Consider the following 16172-nt stretch of genomic DNA (forward strand, 5'->3'; position numbering starts at 1 on the left):
CTCGGTGAAGGTGGGACTGCTCACGCGCGAGTATCCGCCCGACGTCTACGGCGGGGCCGGGGTCCACGTGGAGTTCCTCGCCCGGGAGTTACGCGCTCTCGCCGATCTCGAGGTCCACTGCTGGGGCGAGGGCGCGGCCGAGGGCGTACTGCGTCACCAGCCCCGGGCCGGACTCGAGAACGCCAACGACGCGCTGCGCACCTTCTCCGTCGACCTGGCGATGGCCGCCGAGCTGCAGGGCCGCGAACTGGTCCACTCCCACACCTGGTACGCCAACCTCGCCGGCCATCTCGCGGGGCTCCTCCACGGCGTTCCGCATGTGATGACCGCCCACTCCCTGGAGCCGCTGCGCCCCTGGAAGGCCGAGCAGCTCGGCGGCGGCTATGCGCTCTCCTGCTGGGCGGAGCGCACGGCCATCGAGGCCGCGGACGCCGTGATCGCCGTCTCCCACGGCATGCGCGCCGACATCCTCGACTGCTATCCGGCCATCGACCCGGACCGGGTGCGTGTCATCCACAACGGCATCGACACCGGCCTGTACCGCCCCGACCACGACACGACCGTCCTGGAGCGGATCGGCATCGACCCGTACCGCCCCTTCGCCCTCTTCGTCGGCCGCATCACCCGCCAGAAGGGCGTCCCGCATCTGCTGCGTGCGGCCCGCTCCTTCGACCCGGACATCCAGCTGGTGCTCTGTGCGGGCGCCCCGGACACCCCGGAGACGGACCGCGAATTCCGTGAGCTCTTCGAGGAGCTGGACCGGGTACGGGACGGGGTGCACTGGATTCCCGAGATGCTGCCGCGCCCCCAGGTCGTCCAACTGCTCAGCCACGCCGCGGTGTTCGTCTGCCCCTCGGTCTACGAACCGCTGGGCATCGTCAATCTTGAGGCCATGGCCTGCGGCACGGCCGTCGTCGCATCCGCGGTCGGCGGCATCCCCGAGGTCGTGGACGACGGACGCACAGGACTCCTCGTGCCGTACGACGCCCGTCATCCGGAGGACTTCGAGCAGGGCATCACCGAGTCGGTGAACCGGGTCGTCGACGACGCCGCCGAGGCCGCCAGGATGGGCACCGCCGGACGCGAGCGGGCGGTGCGCGGGTTCGGCTGGGACCAGGTGGCCCGCCGGACGTACGAGGTGTACGAGGAGTTGCTCAAGCAGGGATGACAGGGACGGCAGGCAGAGAGGGGCGGCGATGCGCGGTGGACCTTCGGTGCTCGGGATCGTACTGGCCGGCGGGGAGGGCAAGCGGCTGATGCCGCTCACTGCCGACCGGGCCAAACCGGCGGTGACGTTCGGTGGCATGTACCGGCTCGTCGACTTCGTGCTGTCCAGCCTGGTGAACGGCGACATCCTGCGGATCTGTGTGCTGACGCAGTACAAGTCGCACTCTCTGGACCGCCATGTGACCACCACCTGGCGGATGTCGAGCCTCCTCGGCAACTACGTCACACCCGTTCCGGCCCAGCAGCGGCTCGGCCGCCGCTGGTATCTCGGCAGCGCCGACGCGATCCTGCAGTCCCTCAACCTCGTCCACGACGAACAGCCCGACTACATCGCGGTGTTCGGCGCGGACCATGTCTACCGGATGGATCCCCGGCAGATGCTGAAGCGGCACATCGACAGCGGGGCGGGCGTCACGGTCGCCGGGATCAAGGTACCGCGCTCCGAAGCCTCCTCGTTCGGGATCATCACCCCGGCCTCCGACGGCGCCCGGGTCGAGAGGTTCCTGGAGAAGCCCGCCGACCCTCCCGGGCTGCCGGGCGACCCGGGCCGGGTCTTCGCCTCCATGGGCAACTACCTCTTCACCACCAAGGTCCTCATCGACGCCCTGCACCGGGACGCGGAGGACGAGCGCTCGGTCCATGACATGGGCGGTTCGATCCTGCCGATGCTCACCGACCGGGGTGTGGCGCAGCTCTACGACTTCGATGACAACCATGTGCCGGGCGAAAGCACGCGTGAGCACGGCTACTGGCGCGATGTGGGCACGCTCGACACGTACTACGAAGCCCATATGGATCTGATCCCCGACCGGCCCGTCTTCGACCTCGACAATCGCAGCTGGCCCCTCTACACCCACTCCGGGCAGCTGCCGCCGGCCCGCTGCATCGGCGCGGGCATCGCGAGTGAGTCGATCGTCAGCCCCGGCTGCATCGTCCGCGGCCAGGTCACCCGGTCCGTCCTCTCGCCGGGCGTGACCGTCGCCGAGGGCGCGGTGGTGCAGGGCTCGGTCCTTCACGACAATGTGCGCATAGGCCGTGGCGCGGTGGTGCGCGGCTCGATTCTCGACAAGAACGTGGACGTCCCGCCGGGTGCGACCATCGGCGTCAATCCCGGGCGTGACCAGGAGCTGTACACCGTCTCCAAGAACGGCGTCATCGCGCTGGGCAAGGGGCAACCGGTGCTGTGAGCCGGCCCGGGAGACGGTCCGCGGGGCCCTGCGTCGGCGGACCGGATCCCTCATGGGGCGGGCGCCCGCCGCAAAGAGTGCCGTGGACGGCTGATTGCCGATCACGCGGGGAGGGCATCACGAGGGGAGAGGGGCCCGTCGTTGTTCTTCGACCGTAGGCGGCCCGCCCCGTTGGTTCTCCTGGCCGAATACGGCCGTCCGTGAACGTCTACGCAGGAACGGGGAGTGATGGGGATGCGTGCGCAGAGGCGCTCCCGCAGGCGCGCCGCATGCGCCACATATCTATTGCCGCAGGCGGAGACATCCGCCCTTTGGGCGCGGCATCTGACGACGGCCTTTCTGACCCGTGGCTGCGGCGAGAAGGTGTCGGGCGATCAGGTGCAGGACGCGACCCTGGTCGCGTCCGAGCTCGTCACCAATGCCACCCGGCACGGCCACAGCAGCTGCCGGCTGCGGCTGCACGTCGATCCCGGGCTGGTCACCGTCGAGGTGGAGGACGCCAGTCCGATACCACCACGGCTGTGTTCGCCGGGGGAGACGGACGAGTGCGGGCGGGGAATCGTGATGGTGCGGGAGCTCGCCCAGCACTTCGCCGTGCGGGGCGGACCGGGCGGCGGCAAGACCGTCCAGGCGGTGCTCGCCGCCTCCTGAGCGCCGCTTCCCTGAGCGCCGGCCCCGCTCAACAGGGCTGCCGCCACACCCCCAGGTTGAGTTTTTTGCGCATGGAGCTGAGCCCCAGTCGGCGGGTGCGCTCGCAGAACGTGTCGACGGGCAGCGCGTATTCCACATGGAAGACCGCTTTCCCGGCCTTCACGAAGGGTGTCAGCTGGGCGCAGTCGTCGTACTGCGCGCACTCCTCGTTCACGGCGAAGTCGAAGTCCCGTACCAGCTGGGGGATTTGGGGCAGATCGTTCTTGAGCCCCACCGACATGCCCCGCTCGTGCGCGAGGCCCGCGATCATGCGGTTGTACGCGAGCTGGTGGGCGTCGGTCAGTGGGAAGCCGGTCGTGTTGAGATAGGCGTCCAGCAGATCCGGCTCCACCGCGTCGAAGCCGCGCTCGCGGCAGAGGTCCATGCGCTTGGCCATCAGCGGGCGCAGGACGTCGAGCCGCCGGATGTCCAGCCAGCGCTCTCCCTCCCAGCCGTTGGCCCTGCCCCGTACGGAGGCGGGAAACTCCCCGTGGTCGGGGCGGAAGGACTCCCAGGCGCCCGCGTTGAGATAGCAGATGACCATGCGGCCGTCCCGGTGGAGCCTGCGCACGGTCGCCGCGTCGTTCTCGAAGCCGTCGATGTCGTACACGGGCACGTCGACGCCGGCGTCGACCCGTCCGTCCAGCTGCCACTGCCAGGCGATGCCCGGCCGCGGCTGCCAGCGCCGGAGGCGCGGGGACGGATCCGGGGACGGCGCCGAGCAGGCGGCGAGCACCGCGAACGCCATCGCGACGGCAAGCAGGCCGAGCCGCCGTCGCCCGGCGGCCTGGTGAGGTTTCATGGGGCCTTCCGAAGAGCGGGCGGCAGCGCCGACCAGGGGTTGGGGCCATGGCCGGGTACGGCGCAGTGCACCGCCGCGCCGCGCAGTTCCGCGGTACGGGCCGCGAGCCGGCAGAGCCCGGCGGGAACGCCGTGCACCAGATGGCAGAACCGGGTCGGCGGGTGGTCCTTGGTCCACGGCGGGGCGGCCGGGGCGGCGCAATAGGCGTCCCAGTCGCCCTCGAAGGTGATCAGCAGATCACCGAGCGCGGCGTATCCCGGGGCGGGATGGGCGCCCGGATTGAGCACAACGGTCCGTCCACCGCGGGCCCGCGCCGCCCTGGTGAGCCGCCGGTAGTGACGGAGCCCGGCCGTGTCCGGGGCGACCTGGTCGAGGAAGAACCCGTCCGCGCCGTACCAGTCGCGATGCCGCTCGAAGTCCCGGGTGACCACCCGGGCGGGCCGTCGGCCGTAATCGGTGTCCGCATACCCGAGCACCCGCACGCCGGCCGCCCGCAACGCGCGGGCGGCGGCGACGAACGCGGGGTCGGGGGCGGTTCCGGGGCCGTCGTCGACGTTGAGCACGACGCCGTAGAGGCGGGGCGCGGAAGCGGCGAGGGCGTGCCAGGCGGCGGGATCGACAGTGGGGTGGACGTACATGGGGACGAGGAGGGTCATGCGGGGCGGCCCCTCCGAACCGGGGGCTTCGCCCCCGGACCCCCAGTCCTCAATCGCCGGACGGGCCGTCACTTCAGCCCCCGCGGCGATTGAGGAGCGGGGGTCCCCCCACGCCCGCGGGGCGCAGGGGGAGGGTTCGGGGCAAAGCCCCGGAAAGCAGCCGTCACAGGCCCGCCCCCGCCGGGACCGACGACGCCCACAGGTCGTACAGCGAGTCGTCCAGCGTACGCTTCGGACGCCAGCCCAGCGCATCCCTCGCCGACGTGATGTCCGCGCACTGCCAGGAGACCGCCGACGAGCGCGCGGAGCCGGTACCCGTCTCCTCCAGGCGGCCGCGGAAGCCGGACGTCCGGACCAGACCGTGGGCCAGTTCGCGCACCGAAGTGGCCCGGCCGCTGCCGATGTTGAGCACCGGCGGGAGCGGGCGGTCGGCGGTCGCCGCCCGCACGGCCGCATCCGCCACATCACGCGCGTCGACGAAGTCACGGTGCGCGGACAGAGCGCCGACCCGCACGGTCTCGCCCGCGTCACCGGCCCGCCGCAGCTCGGCGGCGAGCCGGCCGGGCAGACCCGCGGCCGGTGCGCCCGGACCCACGGGGTTGAAGACGCGCAGCACAACGGCGTCCAGCCCCGAGGCGGTGACCGCGATCGTGCCGGCCAGCTTGGTGGCGCCGTACGGACCGAGCGGTCTGGTCGCGGCCGACTCGGTGACGGGCGCGCCGGGCGCGGTCGGCCCGTACTCGGCGGCTGAGCCGAGATGCACGAGCCGGGCTTCGGGCGCCGCATCCCGCAGCGCCTCGCAGAGCGCGGCGGGGCCGCGCGCGTTGACGTCCGTCAGCTGCACCGCGCTGCCGGCCACCAGACCCGCGCAGTTGACGACGACGGATGGCGCGGCCGCGCGAAGCGCGTCCGCGATGACGCCGGGACCGGCAGTGAGATCGAGCGGCACATCGGCGTCCGCGGACCGGCCGCCGACGAGCAGCCGCACGCCCGGCAGGGCGCGCAGCTGCTCGGCGGTGTGCCCGCCCAGGAATCCGGTGGAGCCCAGGAGGAGGATGCGCACGGAACTCCTCACGCTCCCTTGAGGAGAAGGCCGCGGTGGGTGGTGAACTCGGCGTTCGCCCGGTCGTAGTCGTCGGGCCGGCCGATGTCGAGCCAGTACCCGTCGAAATCGTAGGTGTGCGGCGGGTTCTGTGACTGCAGCAGATCCAGCATCAGCTCGTCGAAGCCGAGCGGCAGCCCAGGCGTGTACCCGGCGAGCGTGTCCCGGCTGAGTCCGTACACGCCCATCGAGACGCGGTAGTCCATGCTCGGCTTCTCGGCGAAACCGACGACCCGCCCGGACTCGGTGGTGAGCACCCCGAAGTCGATGGCGACCTTGCGGGCATACGTGGCGACGGTGAGCGGCGCGCCGGAAGCGCTGTGCTGGCTGACGACGTCCCCGTAGTCGAGGTCGGTGAGGATGTCACCGTTCATGACGAGGAAGTTCTCGGGCAGCCGGTCCAGCATGGTGAGCAGCGGGCCCATCGTGCCGAGCGGGCTCTCCTCGGTGGAGTAGCCGACCCGCAGCCCCCACTGCGAGCCGTTGCCGACATAGGCGCGGATGATGTGTCCGAGGTGGCCGATGGCGATGGTCGCGCTGGTGAAGCCGGCCGTGGCCAGCTGGCGCAGGACGATCTCCAGGATCGCGTGCTGGTCGCCGATCGGCACCAGCGGCTTGGGCAGTGCCGTGGTGTACGGCCGGAGCCGGACGCCCTTGCCTCCGGCCAGGATCACTGCGTGCATGAAGACTCCCCTGTCAGTGTCTTTGCGAGTGGCGCTCTCTGCCTGGCGCCCTGTCGGTGGCGTACGCGGTCAGATGTTGTAGATGCCGGTCTTGTAGCGGGCCAGGTTCACCGGGTCCCGGAAGAACCCGATGGTGCGTACGAGCCCCTGCTCCAGGTCGTGCTCGGGCTTCCAGCCGGTCGCCTCGCGCAGCCGGGTGGCGTCGGCGACGAGCCGCATCACCTCGGAGCCGGCCGGCCGGATGCGCTCCTCGTCCTCGCGCACCTCGACATCGGTGTCCATCAACTTGCCGATGAGCCTGGTCAGTTCGCCGACCGAGATCTCACCGCCGGTACCCGCGTTGAAGGTGCGACCGACAACGGCATCGGCGGGCGCGGTGCCGACGGCGAGGAAGGCACGGGCGGTGTCCTTCACGTAGAGGAAGTCGCGAGTGGGGCGCAGGTCCCCGAGGGTGATGACCCGCTCGCCCGCAGCGACCTGGCCGATGACGGTCGGGATGACGGCCCGCATCGACTGGCGCGGCCCGAAGGTGTTGAACGGGCGCAGCGTGACCACCTGGGTGCCGAAGCTGGCGTGGTAGCTGTCGGCCAGCCGGTCGCCGCCCGCCTTCGAAGCGGCGTACGGGGACTGGGTGTTGATGGGGTGGTCCTCGGTGATCGGCACGGTCTGCGCGGTGCCGTACGTCTCGCTGGTCGAGGTGTGCACCAGGCGTGGGATCCCCAGCTTGCGCACCACCTCGAGCACATTGAGGGTGCCCGTGACATTGGTGTCCACATAACTGTGCGGGGCCTGGTAGGAGTACGGGATCGCGATCAGGGCGGCCAGGTGGTACACGGCTTCGGCTCCCTCGGCGAGCTGATGCACCGAGCCGGCGTCGCGGACGTCTCCGAGAACGATCTCGACCTGGTCGAGGGTCTCGGCGGAGAGCGTCTCCAGCCATCCGTAGGAGGAGAAGGAGTTGTACTGGGCCATGGCGCGGACCCGGAAACCGGCGTCGACGAGCGCCTCGGTGAGATGCGATCCGATGAACCCCTCGGCGCCGGTGATGGCGACAAGCCCGTTCGATGTCACGTCAGTTGCTCCCGTTGGTCGGTGGTGCGGGTGGGTGGATTCAGTGGTGCGGTGGAATCAGTGGTGCGGCGGAATCAGCGGTGAGCGGTGGGCCGGCCGAGCAGCCGACAGGCCGCGGCGACCAGAACGGCCGCCGCCGCGGTACGACAGCTCAGTTGGGCCGGTCCGAGCGGGAGAGAAGCCAGTGACGCCGCGGCCTCCGCGGCCGCGGAGGCGAGCGTGACGGCGGCCGGCAGCCAGGCCAGCGAGAACGCCTGCAGGAGCAGCGCGGTCCAGAGCACGGCCCCAAGACCCAGCAGGGGAGCGGGCCGGATCCCGGCGATCAGCGAGCCGAGAGCGAGGACCGCCAGATACGCGCCCAGGCAGTACGCCAGGGCCCGCCCGGCGCGCAGTACGAAGCCGCGGCCGCCGGTGCTCTCGCGCAGCGCGGTCAGCGCGAGCGAGCGGTAGCGGTAGAGCAGCCATTCGGCGAAGCCCATGCTGAGCGTGAGGGCGACGACGGAGCGCGGCTCATCGGCCCCGGCAAGTGCTGCCAGCACGCCCGCGGCCAGGCCGAACAGTCCGTACGGCAGGGAGCGCAGCAACGTGGGCGTCGGGCCGGCGGCCTCGGGTGCGCAGCGCACCGCGGCGCGTAAGGCATGCCCGGCGGCGAGGACCGCGAGAAGCACTGTCGCCGACAGCAGCACCGGTGCGAGCGCCGCCGGGGGCTGCCACAGTTGCACGGCACCGGCCCCCGCCGCGACGGGCAACAGGGTGAGCAGCAGCACCCGTTCGCGGCCGAGGACCAGCAGCACGCTCGCCGCGCCGAGGTAGCAGGACTGCCCGGCCGCGAAAGCCGCGCCCATGCCCGGCCCCGACACCGCAAGCCCCGTGGCCGCCGCCCCGAGCGCACCGGCCGGCGCGCCGATGCGCAGGGTCCGCCCGGCGGCGGCCTGCCCGCCGGCCGCCAGCCGCAGATACGCCCGGTGGCTGAGCGCCTGGTTCCACGCCCAGGCCGCAAGAGCGGAGACGATCAGCCCCGAGACGTCCGCGGTGCCGTGCCACAGCCCGGCGCCCAGCACATAGGCGAGACCCGGCAGGGCGAAGACCAGACCGCGCAGCGCACAGCGCAGATGGTCCGGCCGCCAGGGGTCGGGCGCGGGCGGCGGCTCCGGATAGTGGCGTGGCACCCGGGCATGAAGATCCTCGGCGAGCGTGAACAGATCCGGGCGCCCGTAGCGGGCGGTGATCTGATCACCCGTCAGGCCGTCCGACTCCAGCAGCGCCGCCACCTCGTACGGATGGACGGCGACCGCGACCTGCTCCATCAGACGCTCCGCGAGCTCGTCGATCGGGTCTTTCGCCCAGCTGGGCCGCGCACGGGTCCGCGTGCGCGGCCTGGGTATGACGGGGAGGCTGTCGCCGTCGCCCGACAGCAGGCGTAACGGGCCGCTCATGCGAGCACCCCCGCGGGCCAGGCCACGGGCGCCGACTCATGGGCGCGCAGGGCGAGTTCGAGGTAGATCGAGCGGAAGGTGTCGACGGTCTGGCGCAGTGTGAACTGCTCGATCACCCGCAGCCGCGCCGCCTCGCCCATCGCGGCCCGCCGCTGCGGATCGCCCAGCAGCTCCAGCGCCGCCCGGGCCATCGCTTCCGGCTCTCGCGGCGGCACCACGAGACCGCTGTCGCCGACGGCCTCGCGCACCCCGCCGACATCGGTGGAGACGGTGGCGCGCCCGCAGGACATCGCCTCGATCAGCGTGAACGGGAAGCCCTCGCTGATGCTGGACAGCATCACCACGTTTCCCGCCGCGTACGCGTCACGGATGTCGTCCACCCGCCCCTCGAAGACGACGGCGTCGCTGTGCCCGAGCTCCGCGGCGAGCGCTTCGCAGCGCGCCCGGTAGGCCTCGCCGCCGCGCGGCGTGCCGCCGAAGATCCGCAGCCGGGCCTCGGGTATCTCCTTTCGTACGAACGCGAAGGCACGGATCAGCGTCTCCAGGTCCTTGATCGGGTCCACGCGGCCCGCCCAGCTGAGCGTGGGTGTCTCCGGTTCGGGCCCCGCGTGCGGGAACGCCGCCGGGTCGACGCCGTTGTAGACCGTGCGGATGAGCTCCGGGGGCGCCCCGCCGCGCTCCTCCCACAGGCGGTTGTAGCGATTGCCGGGAGTGATCAGGGCGGCCACCCGGTACGTTTCCTCGGCGAGCAGCCGGAAGAAGCCCAGCAGCAGCGCCTTCACCGGCCAGCGGTAGGGCCCGGTGCGGTAGCCGAGGTAGCGCTCGCGCAGATATACGCCGTGCTCGGTGAGCAGCAGCGGTACGCCGTGCAGCCGACTGGCGACCAGACCGGGCAGTACGGCGATTCCGCCGCTGACGGCGTGCGCGACCCCACGCTCGGGCGGAGCTGCCGTGAGCGGCCGCAGCGCGTGCTCCAGCAGATCGGTGGCGGTGAGCGCATCGTGCAGGGTGGGCCGGGCCGCGTACACGGGCAGGCCCGGCCGGTTCCAGACGCCCACCAGGGTGTGCACCGCCCGGTCGCTGCGCAGCGCCGGCGCGAGCACGCCCTCGCGGGCCGCCCGTGCCAGTTCGTACAGCGCGGGAGGGAACAACTCCTCGGCCGCCGGGTCGACAAGTGCCGTCAGGAACTTTTCGTAGGTGGCCATCAGCTGCCGCATCCGGCGTCCGCGCGGCGCGGCCCCGACCGGGTCCGGGCCCCACATCGGGACGCTGACGGGCTCGGCGACATGGGCCGGCAGCTCCCAGGCCAGGGATTCCCGGCCGGTGCCGGTCACCGCGATGACCTGAAAGTCGAAGTCGGGCATTCCGCCCACGAGTTGGTCGCACCACACGCTGACGCCGCCGTGGCTGTGCGGATAGGTGCCTTCGGTGAGGAGGGTGACCAGGGGCGCGCCGGTTCGCGGCGCGCCTTTGGGCTCGGCCATGTGGAACTGCTCCCCCGGAGCGCGAGAAGGAAGGGGCGCCTCACCCGCCGGACGAGCGGGGGCGCGTCGAACGCGCGCTCCCGGGGCGGGGACAGTGCCCCGGGACCGCGGTGGCCGATTTCGTCAGCCGGTCACGCCGTACGGGACGCGCTTGCGCACGCCCGCGGGCAGCGGCAGCCGTGGTGCGGACGACTGGACCGGCCCGGCCTTCACCGTGCGGGCCGCGGCCGGCGCCGCGCCGGGCAGCGTGAACGTGACCCGGTTCTGCAGCAGCCCCGGCGCGGTCCATCCGGAGACCGCACCCGCGTAGGGGCTGCCGAACCCGGAGGTGCCGAGGAGCTGGTTCTGCCGGGTGCCGACCGGCATGGTGGCGGTCACCTTGACCCCGCTGGGCGCCTGCACGGTTACGGCGTCTCCGATGCGGTACGCGGTCACCTGGCCCGCGGCGACCGCGGCGTTCCAGGTCGCCCGGTCGCGCAGTTCGGCGCCGATCTCGCGCTGGCGCAGATTGACCAGCGGGGTGCTGTCCGCGTACAGCGCCGCGTAGTCGCCGAGGATGCGGTCCAGCACCGGATAGGCGATCCGGTCCTCGGCCAGGTTGGACTGGTGGATGAAGTGCGGCCGCGGGTCGTTGGCCAGCACATGGCCGAGACCGATGCGGGCCTCCAGCGGCACCACGTAGTCCGCGTACCCGGTGCCGGTGTCCAGTGGCTCCGGCAGACAGGTGGAGTTGGCGGCGGTCTCGCAGATACCGCTGCCGCCGTCGGAGCTGCGGGTGTAGATCCAGTTGTACTCGTCGATCTGCTCGGAGGTGTGGCCCGCGTTGTAGAAGACGTTCATCGGGTAGCGGGGCACCGTGAGGGCCGGGCCGACGTGGCGCTGGGCGCGCTCGCGGGAGTTGTCCGAGCCGAGCCAGGCGACCGCGTTGTCGGAGAGCGCGGGCGCGAGGTTGGGGTTGTCGTCCGGCTGCTGCGGGAGGATGCGCAGCCCGGAGTGCTCGCCGGTGACGAGTTCGTCGTTCTGCAGCGGGAGTCCGGCCCGCAGGCCCCAGGAGCGGTTGTCCCCGATCTGGGCGGAAATCGCGGCGCGGCTGACGTACTTGGTGGAGCCGTCGATGTTCTTGGCGCAGGTCCAGGGGACGACGCTGACGTCTTGGACACAGCCGAGGAAGGGGTGGTTGTAGGTGTGGTTGACCCACCGGTAGGCGTTCCTGTCGGCGGTCAGCTGCTGGGCGAGGGCGTCGGTGCCTCCGTTCTCCTCCTTGAACAGCTCGCTGCCGCCGCCGTTGAAGACCATGTCGAAGGTGAGGCCCTTCGACGCGGACCACTGCGCGGCGTACTGCGCGTCCGCTGCCGTCATCCGGATCGGGTCGGGTGTGCCCTGTCCGGGCGCGCAGTCCACGTCCCCCGGCGTGCAGTTCAGCACGGTGTCCCAGCGGTCGTCGGCGCCGAAGACGTCGTCGATGTGGACCGAGAAGTAGTTGCGGGCGGCGCCGAGCTGGACGCCCTGGGTCAGCCAGTTCACGATGCCGCGGGCGAGCAGCCGGAACTGCTGCTGGTACTGGTTGTAGACGAAGGTGACGACGAGCTCGCGGCGGCCGTCGTGGCGGTACTCGCCGACGATGGAGCCGCGCTGCTGCGTGCCGGGCAGCGGCGCCTCCACATAGCTGGTGAAGTCGGCGCCCGCGGCCGGCTGCGCGACATGCGCGTAACTCTCGGCCACGTCGGGGGAGTTGTTCTCGAAGGGGACCGGTCCGTCGAGATAGCCGAAGGGGCCCGCCTTGCCGGCGGCCGTCACCTCGGCCCGCGCGCCGTCCAGCGAACCGCTGTATCCGCCGTGGACCGGGTAGTTGAGGCCCACCTCGGGGCGGGCGTAGGTGTACGCGTCGACCTGCGGGATCGCGAAGCTCTTCTCGTACGAGGCGAGCGCGGCCATTTCCGCGGAGCCGGCCCCGAAGGGGTTGTCGTTGGGCAGTACGACGGCCTGGTACTTGGCGCGCGGGCGCCCGTCCACCGTGTCGGCGAGGAAGCCCGCGTCGATCACCGCGCGGCCCGCCTGTTGGAGATTGAGCAGGGTGTACGGCGTTCCCGAGCCGTCGAGTTCGGCGGCGATGGCGGCGGTTGCCGGGCCCCCGTCGTCCACCAGCAGGACTTTCAGATCGATGCGTGGTGCCGGTGCCGCGGCGGCTCCCGCGGCCGGTGCGGCCAAGGCCAGCAGTAGTGCGCTCGTAGTGGACAAGGCAGCCGTGCGGACGCTGCGCCTCATGTATGTGGTTCCTCCCCGGAAGGGCATGCCGAACCGGAGTCCGGCATGCCCTTGCCCCCCAGCGGTGCTCGGCGCGTGCGATGACGCCCCGTGTGTCCCGCTCTCTGTCGGATCACATATTGGGGCGCAGTCTGGCGAACCTGTGAGGGCATTGTGAAACCTGACGCAAAACGGATGCACCTCCCGCCCCGCAGCGGGTTCCGGATCGACGCCTTTGTCGCCCTTGTGTTCGCTCGGCCACTTGTTCCCCGGCGTCAGGCGCGCGCAGGTCGGGGGAGTGTGGAGCGGTTTTCGGTCCCGGGTTGACCTTCAGGGGTCTAGACCAAAGAAACCCTCCTGTGCCGGTCATAAGATTCGGCCATTCGAGGTACCGACACGAAAATGAGTCTGGACAAGAAATGTTTTCGGTGGGAGGGTGAAGCCATGTTGGATGTGACCGTGATCGAGGACTCGGCGGCTGCCGCCGTCTCGCTGGACCCCACGCGCTCCCGGCTGCTCGCCGAGCTCGCCGCCGGGCCGGCGTCGGCGGCCATGCTGGCCGGCCGGGTCGGGCTGCCCCGGCAGAAGGTGAACTACCACCTCAAGGCGCTGGAGCGGCACGGTCTGATCGAACTGGCCGGTGAACGCAGAAAAGGCAATGTCACCGAGAGGCTGATGCGGGCCACCGCGGCTTCGTACGTGATCTCCCCGCTCGCCCTCGCGGCGGTGCAGCCGGACCCGGCCGGCTTCCGCGACCAGCTCTCCGCGCGCTGGCTGCTCGCACTCGCCGCCCGCCTGGTCGGCGACGTCGGCACCCTCATCACGGGTGCCGTCAAGGCCCGAAAGCGGCTGGCGACGTACGCACTCGACGGGGAGGTGCGGTTCGCCTCCGCCGCCGACCGGGCGGCGTTCGTCGAGGAGCTGACGCAGGGCGTCGGCGCGCTCATCGCCAAGTACCACGACGAGGACGCGCAGGGCGGCCGTGACCACCGCATCGTCGTGGCCCTCCATCCCACCGTGAAAACCCCGGAGAAAGCCCCGGAGAAAACGCCGGGAGCCATCGAGGAGTCGTCATGAGGAAGCTCGTCGTCACCGAGGGCCTCGCTCAGGCCCTTCTCGAGGTCGTCACGTCCAGGACGTTCGGTTCCGGCGTCCGGCACACCGTCTACGCGCCCCAGAGCGCCTGAGTATCAGGAGTCGTCATGTCCAAGGAGTTCGAGATCGTCCGGGAGTTCGAGGTCGACGCAAGCCCCGAGGAGGTATGGGACGCGATCACCACCGGCACGGGCGGCTGGCTCTGGCCGATGGAGTACGAACCGAAGGAGGGCGGCGCCGCACCCTTTGGCGGCACTCTCACGGCGTGGGACCCGCCGCGGCATCTGACCGCCCGCACCGAGAACGTGGAGGGCATGCCGCAGCAGACCTTCAATCAGCTTGAGCATGTCATCGAGCCGCGCGAGGGCGGCGGCTGCTACGTGCGCTATGTGCACAGCGGCATCCTCGTCGACGACTGGGACAACCAGTACGACGGAGCGAACAAGCACACGGACTTCTATCTGCACACCCTGCGGCAGTACCTCGTGCACTTCACAGGCCGCCCCGCCACCTTCGCGACGCTGGACGCCCCCGCCGCATCCAACACCCCGGACGGGCTCGAGGTCGTCAGCCGTGGGCTCGGTCTCGAGGACGCGGCCCAGGACGACACGGTCCGCGTCGAGGTGCCGGGTGCCGGACCGGTCGATGCGGTCCTCGACTACCGCAACCCGTACTTCATCGGGCTGCGCACCGACGAGGCGATGTACCGCATCTTCGGCCGCAACCACTTCGGGGCGCCGGTCGGAGTCAGCGTGCACGACTTCGCCACGGACGCGGACGCCGGGAAGAACGAGGCTGTCTGGCGGACATGGCTGACCGGCCTGTTCGCTTGAGGCCGGTGCGGGAACAACCGGGGGCTCGGGTGCCTGGGCCGAAGCCCCCGGTCACGAGATTTTGCCGTCACCCTTTTGCTCAGTAAAGTTGCGCTTTTGAAACCCACAGCGCGCGAGTGATCGAGGAACGACAAGGCCATGACGGTGACAGAGGACAGCCCGGTGTACGGCCCGGGCATCGACCCGGAGCGCCTGGCCGTCTGCCTCAGCGTGCTGGACGAACTCGACAAGCTGGACGTCGACCACCCCGACGCGATCACGGTTCGGCGCGCCACCGCCGGCATCTACCGCACCGTGAAGCAGCGCCGCCGCCAGGAGCGCCGGGCCGCCAAGACCGCCCATGACAAGGCGGTCACCGAGGCCACCGCGACCGGCTCCGCCGAGCGGATCGACGACGAGACCGAAGGCCTGCTGCCGTCCTCCTCCGTCACCGGCGACATCGCGGGGATACTCCAGCGCCCCCGGTCCTGCTACATCTGCAAGACCCGCTATGTCGAGGTCGACGCCTTCTACCACCAGCTGTGCCAGAAGTGCGCCGCCGAGAACCGCGCCCGCCGCGACGCCCGCACCGACCTGACCGGCAAGCGCGCCCTCCTCACCGGCGGCCGGGCAAAGATCGGCATGTATATCGCGCTGCGGCTGCTGCGCGACGGTGCCCACACCACCATCACCACCCGCTTCCCGAACGACGCGATCCGCCGCTTCAAGGCGATGCCGGACAGCGACGAGTGGATCCACCGCCTCAAGGTCGTCGGCATCGACCTGCGCGACCCCGCGCAGGTCGTCGCCCTCGCCGACTCGGTGGCGGCCGAGGGTCCGCTGGACATCCTGATCAACAACGCCGCCCAGACGGTACGCCGTTCCCCGCAGGCCTACAGCGAGCTTCTCGCCGCCGAGTCCGCACCGCTGCCCGCGGGCGCGCTGCCGCCCGCCCAGGTCATCGGCACCTTCGGCAGTGGCGCCGTGGACTCCGTCGCCGCACTGCCTTCCGCCGCCGGCGACGGCCTGAGCGCACAGGACGTGACAGACCTCGCCCTTGTCAGCGGTTCCGCCTCGCTGGAGCGCATCGCCGCGGGCACCGCCATCGACGCCGGCGGCCTGGTCCCCGACCTGCACGACACCAACAGCTGGATCCAGACGGTCTCCGAGGTGGACCCGGTCGAGCTGCTCGAAGTGCAGCTGTGCAATTCCACCGCGCCCTTCATCCTGATCAGCCGGCTCCGCCCGGCGATGGCCGCCGCCGCGGCCAAACGCACCTATGTGGTGAACGTCTCCGCCATGGAGGGCGTCTTCAGCCGCGGCTACAAGGGTGCGGGCCACCCGCACACCAATATGGCCAAGGCCGCGCTGAACATGCTCACCCGCACCAGCGCCCAGGAGATGTTCGAGACCGACGGCATCCTGATGACCGCCGTCGACACCGGCTGGATCACCGACGAGCGCCCGCACCCCGACAAGATGCGCCTTGCCGACGAGGGGTTCCACGCCCCGCTCGACCTGATCGACGGCGCGGCCAGGGTCTATGACCCCATCGTGCGCGGCGAGGACGGCGAGGACCTCTACGGCTGCTTCCTCAAGGACTACGCTCCGGCGAACTGGTAGACCTCCGCAGCCCAGCCTCCTCATTCACCGCGAACGCCTCCCGCCACTGGCCGGGGTCGG

General features: G+C 71.1%; 14 protein-coding genes. 6 read left to right on the forward strand and 8 right to left on the reverse strand.

Annotated elements, in window-relative coordinates; all coding sequences use genetic code 11:
- The first annotated feature begins 4 nt into the window (after positions 1–4).
- From glgA to ACQEVG_RS33750, 3 genes are all read left to right on the forward strand, one after another.
- Positions 5–1168 (forward strand): glycogen synthase, encoded by a 1164-nt coding sequence (glgA, locus tag ACQEVG_RS33740; RefSeq protein ID WP_432990937.1) that lies wholly within the window; start codon positions 5–7, stop codon positions 1166–1168.
- Positions 1169–1196: 28 nt separating this feature from the next.
- Positions 1197–2414: a glucose-1-phosphate adenylyltransferase gene (gene glgC / locus ACQEVG_RS33745; protein ID WP_432990939.1), complete on the forward strand. Its 1218-nt coding sequence runs from the start codon at positions 1197–1199 to the stop codon at positions 2412–2414.
- A gap of 234 nt (positions 2415–2648) precedes the next feature.
- The gene (locus ACQEVG_RS33750; protein ID WP_432990942.1) at positions 2649–3065 is read left to right on the forward strand and encodes an ATP-binding protein; all 417 of its coding nucleotides are present in this window, start codon (positions 2649–2651) and stop codon (positions 3063–3065) included.
- A 28-nt stretch (positions 3066–3093) separates the two neighbouring features.
- Here the strand turns inward: ACQEVG_RS33750 and ACQEVG_RS33755 are convergent, their stop codons facing one another.
- The 8 genes from ACQEVG_RS33755 to ACQEVG_RS33790 form a co-directional block, all read right to left on the reverse strand.
- Positions 3094–3906, reverse strand: coding sequence for an endo alpha-1,4 polygalactosaminidase (locus ACQEVG_RS33755; RefSeq protein WP_432990944.1), 813 nt, complete (start codon positions 3904–3906; stop codon positions 3094–3096).
- Positions 3903–4562 carry a spherulation-specific family 4 protein gene (locus tag ACQEVG_RS33760; protein ID WP_432990947.1) on the reverse strand — a complete coding sequence of 220 codons (660 nt, stop codon included), beginning with the start codon at positions 4560–4562 and terminating at the stop codon, positions 3903–3905. Before ACQEVG_RS33760 ends, ACQEVG_RS33755 begins: the two co-directional genes overlap by 4 nt.
- Before the next feature lie 163 nt (positions 4563–4725).
- Positions 4726–5625, reverse strand: coding sequence for an NAD-dependent epimerase/dehydratase family protein (locus ACQEVG_RS33765; RefSeq protein WP_432990950.1), 900 nt, complete (start codon positions 5623–5625; stop codon positions 4726–4728).
- A gap of 8 nt (positions 5626–5633) precedes the next feature.
- Entirely contained in the window at positions 5634–6347 is a 714-nt protein-coding gene (locus tag ACQEVG_RS33770; protein ID WP_432990952.1) for a nucleotidyltransferase family protein, read from the reverse strand.
- Between the two features lie 69 nt (positions 6348–6416).
- Positions 6417–7418, reverse strand: a complete 1002-nt coding sequence (locus ACQEVG_RS33775; protein ID WP_432990955.1) for an SDR family NAD(P)-dependent oxidoreductase — start codon at positions 7416–7418, stop codon at positions 6417–6419.
- 74 nt (positions 7419–7492) lie between these two features.
- Positions 7493–8854, reverse strand: a complete 1362-nt coding sequence (locus ACQEVG_RS33780; protein ID WP_432990957.1) for a hypothetical protein — start codon at positions 8852–8854, stop codon at positions 7493–7495.
- Positions 8851–10338 (reverse strand): GT4 family glycosyltransferase PelF, encoded by a 1488-nt coding sequence (gene pelF, locus ACQEVG_RS33785; RefSeq protein ID WP_432990959.1) that lies wholly within the window; start codon positions 10336–10338, stop codon positions 8851–8853. Before pelF ends, ACQEVG_RS33780 begins: the two co-directional genes overlap by 4 nt.
- A 123-nt stretch (positions 10339–10461) precedes the next feature.
- Positions 10462–12603, reverse strand: coding sequence for a hypothetical protein (locus ACQEVG_RS33790; RefSeq protein ID WP_432990961.1), 2142 nt, complete (start codon positions 12601–12603; stop codon positions 10462–10464).
- A gap of 423 nt (positions 12604–13026) precedes the next feature.
- On the opposite strand from ACQEVG_RS33790, the gene ACQEVG_RS33795 reads away from it, so the two are divergent.
- The 3 genes from ACQEVG_RS33795 (at position 13027) to ACQEVG_RS33805 (ending at position 16112) form a co-directional block, all read left to right on the forward strand.
- Entirely contained in the window at positions 13027–13659 is a 633-nt protein-coding gene (locus ACQEVG_RS33795; protein ID WP_432990963.1) for an ArsR/SmtB family transcription factor, read from the forward strand.
- A gap of 125 nt (positions 13660–13784) precedes the next feature.
- Entirely contained in the window at positions 13785–14510 is a 726-nt protein-coding gene (locus tag ACQEVG_RS33800; protein ID WP_432990966.1) for an SRPBCC family protein, read from the forward strand.
- A gap of 138 nt (positions 14511–14648) precedes the next feature.
- Positions 14649–16112 (forward strand): SDR family NAD(P)-dependent oxidoreductase, encoded by a 1464-nt coding sequence (locus ACQEVG_RS33805; protein ID WP_432990968.1) that lies wholly within the window; start codon positions 14649–14651, stop codon positions 16110–16112.
- Positions 16113–16172 lie beyond the last annotated feature (60 nt).

Source organism: Streptomyces sp. CA-135486 (assembly GCF_050936555.1).
GTDB lineage: Bacteria > Actinomycetota > Actinomycetes > Streptomycetales > Streptomycetaceae > Streptomyces.